9 protein-coding genes and 1 pseudogene are annotated in these 10,458 nt (G+C 41.7%); 6 read left to right on the forward strand and 4 right to left on the reverse strand.

The window, feature by feature from the left end; all coding sequences use genetic code 11:
• Positions 1-271 (forward strand): WGxxGxxG family protein (locus F8S12_RS05985; protein ID WP_196515420.1); only part of this gene is annotated, 271 nt, incomplete at its 5' end.
• Positions 272-496: 225 nt separating this feature from the next.
• Here the strand turns inward: F8S12_RS05985 and F8S12_RS05990 are convergent.
• Positions 497-661: pseudogene (locus tag F8S12_RS05990) on the reverse strand (IS701 family transposase); the annotation flags it as partial.
• Between the two features lie 103 nt (positions 662-764).
• Here F8S12_RS05990 and F8S12_RS05995 point away from each other — a divergent pair.
• On the forward strand, positions 765-1,538 hold the full coding sequence (locus F8S12_RS05995; protein ID WP_196515421.1) for a nucleoside phosphorylase: 774 nt from the start codon (positions 765-767) through the stop codon (positions 1,536-1,538).
• A 254-nt stretch (positions 1,539-1,792) separates the two neighbouring features.
• Positions 1,793-2,362 carry a retropepsin-like aspartic protease family protein gene (locus F8S12_RS06000; protein WP_196515422.1) on the forward strand — a complete coding sequence of 190 codons (570 nt, stop codon included), beginning with the start codon at positions 1,793-1,795 and terminating at the stop codon, positions 2,360-2,362.
• Between the two features lie 135 nt (positions 2,363-2,497).
• On the opposite strand, the gene F8S12_RS06005 is transcribed toward F8S12_RS06000, so the two are convergent.
• On the reverse strand, positions 2,498-3,613 hold the full coding sequence (locus tag F8S12_RS06005; RefSeq protein WP_442946787.1) for a Gfo/Idh/MocA family protein: 1,116 nt from the start codon (positions 3,611-3,613) through the stop codon (positions 2,498-2,500).
• A gap of 759 nt (positions 3,614-4,372) precedes the next feature.
• Between F8S12_RS06005 and F8S12_RS06010 the strand changes: the two genes are divergently transcribed.
• Positions 4,373-4,768, forward strand: coding sequence for a hypothetical protein (locus F8S12_RS06010; protein ID WP_196515423.1), 396 nt, complete (start codon positions 4,373-4,375; stop codon positions 4,766-4,768).
• 250 nt (positions 4,769-5,018) lie between these two features.
• On the opposite strand, the gene F8S12_RS06015 is transcribed toward F8S12_RS06010, so the two are convergent.
• Both F8S12_RS06015 and F8S12_RS06020 read right to left on the reverse strand, forming a co-directional pair.
• Entirely contained in the window at positions 5,019-7,190 is a 2,172-nt protein-coding gene (locus F8S12_RS06015) for an ATP-binding protein (protein WP_196515424.1), read from the reverse strand.
• A 534-nt stretch (positions 7,191-7,724) separates the two neighbouring features.
• Positions 7,725-8,144, reverse strand: coding sequence for a hypothetical protein (locus F8S12_RS06020; protein WP_196515425.1), 420 nt, complete (start codon positions 8,142-8,144; stop codon positions 7,725-7,727).
• A gap of 337 nt (positions 8,145-8,481) precedes the next feature.
• Here F8S12_RS06020 and F8S12_RS06025 point away from each other — a divergent pair, with 337 nt between their 5' ends.
• Together F8S12_RS06025 and F8S12_RS06030 are read left to right on the forward strand one after the other, a co-directional pair.
• On the forward strand, positions 8,482-9,048 hold the full coding sequence (locus F8S12_RS06025) for a PadR family transcriptional regulator (RefSeq protein WP_196515426.1): 567 nt from the start codon (positions 8,482-8,484) through the stop codon (positions 9,046-9,048).
• A gap of 18 nt (positions 9,049-9,066) precedes the next feature.
• Positions 9,067-10,452: a carotenoid oxygenase family protein gene (locus F8S12_RS06030; RefSeq protein ID WP_196515427.1), complete on the forward strand. Its 1,386-nt coding sequence runs from the start codon at positions 9,067-9,069 to the stop codon at positions 10,450-10,452.
• Positions 10,453-10,458: the final 6 nt, after the last annotated feature.

Raw genomic sequence — 10,458 nt, forward strand, 5'->3', positions numbered from 1 at the left:
GGGCACAACAGGCACTGGTACTACTGGAACTGACACCACAGGCACGGGCACAACAGGCACTGGTACTACTGGAACTGACACCACAGGCACGGGCACTACTAGAGATGCCACAACCTACCGCTCAGATAGCGATGTGAGAGACGATCGCGGTTTTAATTGGGGTTGGCTAGGTTTGCTTGGTCTAGCTGGATTAGCAGGTTTGAATCGTAAACGAGAAGAACCCAAAGCTTATCGTGATCCTAATGAAGTAACACGTTCTAGCTCTAGATAGTAGAGATACTGTAGGAATCTGACTTCGGAATCCTATATACTTTGTAAGTATGTTAGAACGCAACTGTACGCCCTATGGCAATCCTACTTGATTTGCTCTCCTCCGATACGCTCAGACCCCCGACTTCTTCAAGAAGTCGGGGATATTTTTGTTCGTAACTCATTTAAGATTGCCATAACCCTCTTGTATCACTCTCAAGATTAAGCAAGTAGTAAATAAGTTAGATTATCCAGAAGGATAAAAGGGTTTAAATTGATTGATTGCACTAATTAAATGATTGAATCCAAGCAATAAATCGGAATTAGGAAAAATCTCTAGCCAGGGATAAATCAACCAAAATAGTAGAAGTGGTTGGAGAATTAGACGAAGATTATTTAAAGTATTCTTCCATCGAAAGACAACTTCAGATATGGGAAGAAGAAGATTCTAGGTAAAGTCTAAAAAAAACGCCCTAACGTAGTACACTGCTAGGGCGATCGCTAATCTCAACCCTATGACAGGTAAACAGTTGTATCACATTGGCTTTGGACAAGATGATCTGGGTTCATCGCCTCCCAGCATTGCTTTATTATCTGGCGATCCGCAACGATCGCATCTAATAGCTCAAACTTATTTACAAGATGTCCGCTTGTTGTCAGAAAATCGGGGACTCAATAGTTATGTGGGACACTTATCAAATGGTCGTCCCATTTTATCTGCTACTAGTGGTATGGGTGCGCCTTCATTAAGTATTATTGTCAATGAGTTGGTACAAGTAGGAATCCGGCAAATTATTCGCATTGGAACTTGCGGATCAATTCAACCCCATGTAAATGTCGGTAGCATTGTTATTAGCAGCGCAGCATTGTGTCGCCAAGGTGCAGCAAATGACATTGCACCTGTGGAGTATCCAGCCGCAGCTGATCCATTTCTTACAGTCGCTTTAGTTCAAGCAGCACGAGAATTAAATGTTGAGTATTACTTAGGAATTACGGCATCAGTAGATACTTTTTATGAAGGACAGGAACGCACTGATTCAGCGAATCCAAATTTAATGCGATCGCTGCATGGGATCACAGAAGAATATCGGCGCTTGAATATCTTGAATTACGAGATGGAATGCGGCACGCTATTTAAAATGGCAGGAGTGTATAATTTTGCTGCTGCTGCTGTTTGCGGTGTAGTTGCTCAACGCACTATTAGTGAAAATGTCATCTTAGAACAAAGAGATATTGCTGTGAAAAATGCGATCGCAACTGCTGTCTATGCAGCAGCCACCTTTGAGTAAACTAATTAAGATTTACTTGATAAATCAACTCTCAGTAGTTTTATCATGTCTTTACATAATCTTTAATTATCAATCGTTAATTATAGCTAATATATATCTTTAAGATGACATTACATCTTAAATCTAAGATAAAAAATCTCAATAACTATCCTGAAAGTACACAAATTAGGTGAGGATATTAGTAATAAGCTTTGCAGTCATTATGAGTAACTTAGTTATTAATAAATACCAAAAACATTGGAGAATAACATAGCATGGATAAGGCTTGTAGGCGTGGGATTAAAACCATTAATTTAACGACGGGTTGCGCCTATGCACTCATGCCAGCGCTGGTATTTTCAGTATTCTTTAATCAAGCAACAATAGCAGATCCAGGAGTATGTTTCATGATCACTTCTTCTGGTAAAACCGTTGGATTAGGAAGACTTTGTGGTTATACAACCGCACCTTCAGACAACAGAGTTTTTCGGGTTCCGATCAAACGCCGCTTTGGTGGAACTCCTGTGATTGATGTCACCTTCAACGACAAAAAAACCTTTGAAATGATTGTAGATACAGGTGCTAGTGCTACTTTGATCACTCAAAATATGGCAAGCACCCTGCAACTCGAAACTACAGGTATAATACAAGCCCAAATTGCTGATGGTAGACAAGTCCAATTCTCAACCACTAAGGTAAAATCTATTACAGTCGGTGGAGTTGTAGCGAGTAATCTCCAGGTAGCGATCGCTCCACAAGCTGGCATCGGGTTACTAGGTTACGATTTCTTTGGCAGCTATGATATCAAGATTCTAGAGAAAGAGGTAGAATTTCATCATCGCTAAACTGTAATTCTATTTTAGATTTTGAATTTTAGATTTTGGATTGAAAGAAAAATCTAAAATCTAAAATCTAAAATCTAAAATCTAAAATCTAAAATTGACCTAACTCCTGTACAGACGTGATTAATCGCGTCTGTACTAGCTTTCAAGATAAACTTCCAAGCTGGGTACATCTACCGAACTGCTTATTTCGTGAGATTTGTGGGATAAATCCATCAATAGCTGAGAATAAACTCCTTCTCGCAGCGATGGTACTGTTTGCTGCTTTTGGTCAATTCCCTGTACCCATTGGTCTATTACGCGGATAAATGCAGAAATGCGCCCATCGGCATAGTTTTTTGGAAAAATTAACCGATTCGGTATTTCTATTTCCGTTAGAGGTTCACCTGGATGGGAACCCCAAACACGAAAGCCATGTATATAATCTTTTTGATTTTCACTGCTTAGAATTAAAGTACCGCGATCGCCATATACTTCTATGCAATGGGTTCTTGGTGCGTGAACAACTGCACTGATGGAAACTTGGCAAGGTGTCCCATTGGCCAATTCTAGGGTTAATATACAGTTGTCATCTGTATTTACTAGCTTGGCTTCCCCACTAACAGGGTCAACTCGCGCCGGAATAGCAGTACTTAAATGAGCGCTTAATCTGCGTACTGACCCGAATAACCAGTGAATATAATCGAAGGCGTGGGAACCCAAAGACCCTAATGCACCGCCTCCTTTATCTTTGGAAGAATACCAATTCCAAGGGCGGGAAGTATCAGCACGAGAGGAACCTAACCAATCAATTTTAATCAGCCGCAACTCACCCACATAGCCTTCAGACAGCAGTTCAGCAAAAAACTGCCATCCTGGTACAAAGCGAAATTCAAAGTCTACAGTTGCAATAACACCTTTTTCTTTAGCTAATTGATAAAGCTCTTTAGCCTCAACTGCGTTTAAGGTTGTAGGTTTTTCTAGTAATAAGTGTTTCCCAGCTTTCAGTACAGTTTTAGCCATTTCATAGTGCAAAAATGGCGGCGTAGAAATGCTGACTGCTTGCACTTCTGGCAATGTCACAATATCTGCAAGTGAGTCGCAAGCGTGGGGAATATTATGAGATTCTGCTATAGCTTTGGCTTTATTTATATCTCGGTGATAAACAGCAACTACCTCAGTCTGAGGATGTGCTTGGAATCCAGGAATGTGGACTTTTTGACCAAATCCAGTGCCAGCGATCGCAACCCTAATCATATCATCGTTTATTCCCATACTTATGCAAATTATTATTTGAGTAATCATATACAATATATCTGTATCTTGAGTTATATCAAACTTTCTAGCAAATAATTTTTCTGATTACTCTCATGTTCTGAGACTGCTATTAAGTTGAGAACATATAGCGATCGCTCTCTTGAATATGACATCAAATAATCTTATCCCAAAACTTTAATTCTCAAAGGGTAACGATAATGCTCTCTATTGTAAGTACGGCAATTTATCGCGTCTTTCCGAGCTAAAATTTTCATCAACAAACCTTAACCAAATCCTATTGAATCAAGTTGGACTAGGGATTGAAAACTGGGGACTAATAGAATTTGGTGGAGAATTCTATAGCGCTTCTCTGTTGAGTGCAATACAGACCTAACCCCCAGCCCCTTCCCTACAAGGGAAGGGGAGTAAGATTCAAAGCCTCTCTCCTAAAAGGAGAGAGGTTTGGAGAGAGGTCAAAGTGTATTGCTTCCCTTCGAGAACCGCTATATTTTCATCAACAAAATGATCATTTTCATCAACAAACCGATCATTTTCATCAACAAACCGATCATTTTCATTAACAAACTGATCATTTTCATCAACAAACCGATCATTTTCATCAACAAAATGATCATTTTCATCAACAAAATGATCATTCTCATGATAAACACTGAACTTACTATTATATTTAATACTAAACTCTGAGGATTTTACGGTACTGCGATGTAGCTTTAGTAAGGCAAACTAGCTCTAAAGCATAATGAAAAGGATATACTTATGTCTCGTCAAAAACGTACATATCGGGTTTTAGAAAAAGCTGAATTGAGAGCAGCTGGACTCAAAGTAATTGATCCCAATATGGATTTTGGGGATACTCGCAACTTGCAAAACATGATACAACTAATTGAGCAGTACCGTACCAAGATAGATACTTATAACGCTGCTTTAATTGTGATCGACTCTTCTAAAACTGAGATGGAACAATTGGACAAAACCTTAAATGACATCACAGAGAAAATGCTGATTGGAGTTGCTTATAAATACGGCAAAGATAGCCTTGAATATGAAATGGCGGGTGCTGTTCGCAAAAGCGATCGCATTCGTAAAAGTAGGGCAACTCGCTTAAAAACAGCTTCAGAAGAAACATCTGATCAAAATCCTAAAACTGTGTAGTCTTATTTCCTCGTTCCTAGGCTGCCGCCTGGGAACGCATTCATTGAGTCTCTGGCTCAATGTCTAACTGGAGGTAGCAGCCCCTAATCAGCCATTCCCATGCTCTGCATGGGAACGAGAGAAAGATCCCCCCGCCTCCGGCGACCCCCTTAAAAAGGGGGTAAAAGATATATGAGCAAGGCTTTTTAAGGAGGGTTGGGGGGATCTACAAATACTAAATATCACTAACCCAAGCGTATTAATTTACTCTCTACTTTTTCCAGGGGAGTTTAACTGTAAATCGACTACCTTTGCCTAACTGACTTTCGGCATGGACAGTACCACCGTGCAACTCTACAATTCTTTGCACCATCACTAATCCTAAACCAGTACCGGCGGATCGACGGGTGTATGAATTTTCAACCTGGACAAAAGGTTGAAATAATTTGAAAAGGTCATCAGAAAGCATACCAATACCCGTATCTACCACACTGAAAAAGATATATTCATTTGTAGAATTTGGCTGAACTTCAATCCAGACTTTACCTGCGTCTGAAGTAAATTTAACAGCATTGCTCAACAGGTTAATGAATGCTTGGCGGATGCGGCGTTCATCGACTTGGATGGGTTCGAGTCCTTCAGGTACTTGTACACTTAGCTGAATATTTTTCTGCAATGCCAAATATTTGACAAAACTGAGGCTGGAGTCACATAATCCCCGAATAGATGTAGGAGCTAGTTGCAATTCTATTTTGCTGGATTCGATTTTTGTCAAGTCGAGGATATTGTTGATCAATTCTAGTAGATGCTTACTGCTAGATTCCAGGCTATTTATTGACTGGCGGTGTTCTTCGCTTAAAGAATCGCAGACTTCAGCTTGAAATGTTTTTGTGATTTCAAGCATGGAGTTGAGAGGAGTCGTCAATTCATCGGTGATGTTTGCTAAGAAGGTATTTTTAGCACGATTTGCCACTTCGGCAGTTTCTTTAGCCTCACGCAGAGCGGATTCTGCCTGTTCTACCAGTACGCGATTATGCTGGTCTAATTTTTGCTCACTATTAACACGTTCTTTAATCTCTTGTTGTAACTCTTGAGTTCGCAAGTCAACTTGTAATTCTAATTCTTTATTTTTGCTAGCCAGTGCGGTAAAAGTTGCGTGTAACTGCTGCGCCATCTCGTTGAAAGATCCAGCCAGCACTTCCACTTCATCAATGCCCTGTACAATCACCACTGAATCTTCTTCATTGGTAAAATCGGCTGAAGTTGCTTGTTTGCCTAACTCTTTTACCGCTTTGCTTAAGTATAAAATGGGCTGAGTTATCCAACGAGCGATCGCAATCCCCAATACACTCGCTACTCCTAAGACTCCTAAACAAAGAAAAATTGTAGTTTGAGTGTTGCCTTCAATTTGCCCCATAAAGTCTGCTTCCGGGACAGCCACCACAATCAGCCAATTGACATTTGGTTCGCCTTGTAGGGGTCTGACTTCTAAAAAATGCCGTTTGCCTTCAAAGGAAAAATCTAATTGCTGTAAACCTTTAATCTGGTCAAAGTTATTAAACTTACTTACTAAATATTTAGCTGTTGCCTGAGTGAACGAATTAGCACTCTGGGAAGCATCTAACCTAATTGGTTTCCCATTTTGTAAGCGGAATGGTTCTTCCTTTGTTGAGCTGGCGATTAACTGCCCCGAACGCTCAATGATCAAGATTTGCCCCGACTTGCCAACTTTAATATTTTGCAGCAAATCCCCAATTTGTGATAGTTGAGTTAAGGTGCTGTTGACTCCGAGTAACTGACCTTGTGAGTTATATATAGGTTGAGATGCACTTATCATCAGCGTTGGCTCAGTCAGGGGTGTTAAAATCTGACTAAAGTTGAAGCTTCTCTTGTTAACTGCTGTTTTATAATTAAGTTGCGATCGCCCATCATAGTTTTTGATCACCTCTGGTAGTTGAGTCCGTTGACCTTTAAGGTCAATTCTGTAGGTGTAGAGGTCATAATTAGTAGACTTCCCCGATTTTTTGAGTAAAAACTGACCATCACTTAGCTTTTGGACTGCTACGTGTTCTCGTTGTTCATTGCTTGCCGTGATTGCAATCCCATCTGGAAAAATCTTTAATTGTCTTATTAAGTATGACTCCCAGGTTGCAAGACTCTGCATTTTCAGCAACCCCAGGTCAACAATATTTTGGTTATCGCCCAGTATTTGACGCGGCGTTGAGAGATAAGTCTGCAAATTCTGCTCTACTCGATGAGCAACTTCATGACGCCATTCACTAGCTACATCATTGACTGCCTTCTGCCCGTTGCTAATCGATAAGTATGCAGTTAATGCCACAGCTAGCAGGATTTGCAGCAGAAAGGGCACTATGAGGACGCGACTTAGGGGTACACCTTTGAGTAGGGAAAAAAACCTGCTTTGCCCAGGATTTTGGCTCATTCCCTTGTTCCCCCTGCTTCCCCTTCCTGTCTTGTAGTACTGAGTACAACACCTCGGCTTCGCTGTCCTGTGGGTTTATACATAGTTTGTACTCGGTCGGGTCAAGTGTCAATATAGCACTTCTGGCAAAATATCAAAATGTTAATAAAACTTACCCACGAGTCACGTAGTCTATGTTAGGTATCAATACGCTTGGGTTAAGATCCCCCCGCCTGCGGCGACCCCCTTGAAAAGGGGGTAAAAGAGATATGAGCAAGCCTTTTTAAGGAGAGCCACTGCGGTTCCTCGTTCCCAGGCGGAGCCTGGGAATGCCTTCATTGAGTCTCTGGCTCAATGTCTAACTGGAGGCAGCAGCCCCTAATCAGCCATTCCCATGCAGAGCATGGGAACGAGAGATTTTAGGTATCAATACGCTTGGGTTAAGATCCCCCCGCCTGCGGCGACCCCCTTAAAAAGGGGGTAAAAGAGATATGAGCAAGCCTTTTTAAGGAGAGCCACTGCGGTCTTGGGGTTGATTTTGGCGATCGCTGTAAGTTACTCTTCAACCTTAGACATCAGAAGCCTTGATATCTCCGCATGTGCCAAGACGGCGGCAGGTTCGCTCTGGAGAGCATTGTAATACTTTCTCTCAAAGGTATTGCCCGTCTCTAACGGCACAATCAGCGTGCGGACATCAGCAATCAACTTTTGAAAATTGTCCAGCGATATAGGTTCATCAGCTTCGAGCATTTCATCAACTTGCACAACTACCTCAGAGATGCGATGTAACCAAGCAAATTGCTCATGAGCAATGACGAGTTGAAGGAGTTCTCCGCTCGATACTCGTCCACTAACTTGTTCGTAGGCGATGCGTTCTGTCTCCAGCAACATCTTGTGAAGGTATAGTAATTTGTTTCGTAAATCACGTAGATATTTATGTTGACGTATTCTTTGTGAAAGGGTGTTAGAAGTCAATGTTACTTATCCTCTCGTTACAATAGTCTTCGATGGCTTAAATAATTTTTGCTTTGGTAAGTAACCGGACAAAGATATTTACAGTCATTGCGTACTCCCTTGGAGAACCCGTAGGGTAAGAAGTGTTCGCAATAACACTGTGTAATTAATTATGTCAGACTACTTATTTATCAACCTCAGTTCATGTATCGGTTTTCTGATTAGCACGTGTTACAGTTAACATATTTTTTATAGCAGTTATATCTTATATTAGATTAATCATATATTAGCATAAAATTATAACAAGTATATAGATAGAAGCTATCGAGCAAACATCAATTATGGGAAAACCATCTTAATGTCCCTAGCATATGTAATTCTAGGTCTTCTTCAGCAGCAAGAAATGACGGGCTACGACCTCAAAACCAGGTGCTTTGATCAATATATTGCTCATTTGTGGCCAGCTGACCAGGCACAAATTTACAGAACCCTTGAGAAGCTAGTTGAGCAAGGCTGGATTACCTGTAAGATTGAAATTCAGCATAATCGACCCAACCGCAAAGTCTACAGCGTGACGGAGCCAGGGAAAGCCGAATTTGTCGGATGGCTTGGGACTCACCAGCCCTTACCGATTGTTCGAGAACCATTACTTGTCCAGTTAAATTTTGCCAAGCAGTTGCCGAATGAAACCATCATTCATATACTGGAACAGCAAGTGGCAGCTCGAAGCGAAAAGCTGACCGAATGTAAAACTATCAATTTGCCATCACTTGGTAATGAATCTGCTAATCGTGAGCAGCTAATGCAAAGGCTCGTGCTGGAGTTGGTCATCCGCAGAGAACAAGCTTATATTGATTGGTTGAAGATAGCAATCAATGTTATCAGTCACCAAGAGCCGTATGTATCACATTACCATATTCTGTAATTTTCATAAATCAATCTCATGGTAACAATAGCAGTCAATCCGTATCTCGATCGCAACTTTGCTCCAGTCCATGAAGAAATCACCACCGACAAGTTGCCAGTCATCGGTGAATTACCCCTTGATTTATTGGGGATGTTTGTACGGAATGGCTCTAACCCTCAATGGACACCCATCGGTCAATATCACTGGTTTGATGGAGATGGGATGTTGCATGGTGTGCAAATTAGCAACGGTATAGCTACTTATCGTAATCGCTACGTCCAGACAACTGCATGGAAAAAAGAACGAGAAGCGGGTAAGGCTCTCTGGACTGGGTTTTTAGAACCACCGCAGCTGAATAATCCCTATAGCGGCTACAAAAATACTGCCAACACTGCTTTAGTGTGGCACGCTGGTCAGATGTTGGCGTTGAACGAGGGAGGTAATCCTCACGCCATCAAACTTCCTGAATTAGAAACCATTGGCCAGTATACTTACAATGACAAGCTGGTTTCTGCCTTTACAGCCCATCCGAAGGTAGACCCGGTGACAGGAGAGATGATCTTCTTTGGCTACTCTTTGTTCATCCCCCCATACCTGAAATATAGTGTAGTTTCAGCACAAGGTGAACTATTGTGGACAGTGCCAATTGACCTGCCAATGGGGGTGATAATGCACGATTTCGCTATCACCGAAAACTACACGATTTTTATGGATTTGCCGTTGACTTTTAACCCAGAGCGATCGCAACAGGGAAAACCTGTAATGATGTTTGAGTGCGATCGCTCTAGTCGTTTTGGCATTTTACCACGTCACGGTGACAACAGTAGCATCCGTTGGTTTGAAAGTCCCTCTTGCTACGTCTTCCATACCCTCAACGCTTACGAAGATAAAGATGAAGTAGTGCTTATTGCCTGTCGCATAAGTTCTACTACTTCTTTTAGTTCTGATGATTCGCAACTCGACACCCAAGCAGATATCCCGCGCTTGCATCGCTGGCGATTTAACCTCAACACGGGGGCAGTGCATGAAGAAATGTTAGATGATGTAGCGTCAGAATTCCCCCGCATCAACGAAAACCGATTAGGGCGACAAACCCGATACGGCTACACTAACAAAACAGCGAACAGTCCCCTACCTTTATTTGAAGGTATTATTAAGTACGACTTTAGCAGTGGTCAGTCTCAAACCCATCAATTCGGACAGGGACGCTATGGCGGTGAAACTGTGTTTGCGCCACGTCCTGGTGCAATAGCTGAGGATGATGGTTGGTTGATGACTTTCGTCTACGATGAGGGTTCAGGTACTTCAGAATTAGTAGTAGTGAATGCCCAAGATGTAACTGGTGAACCTGTAGCGCGGGTGATAATTCCCCAGCGAGTCCCCTATGGATTCCACGCTATCTGGGTTGCTGGGGAACAGTAAAGATAG

Origin of the sequence: Nostoc sp. WHI, assembly GCF_015714725.1 — a bacterium.
GTDB lineage: Bacteria > Cyanobacteriota > Cyanobacteriia > Cyanobacteriales > Nostocaceae > Nostoc.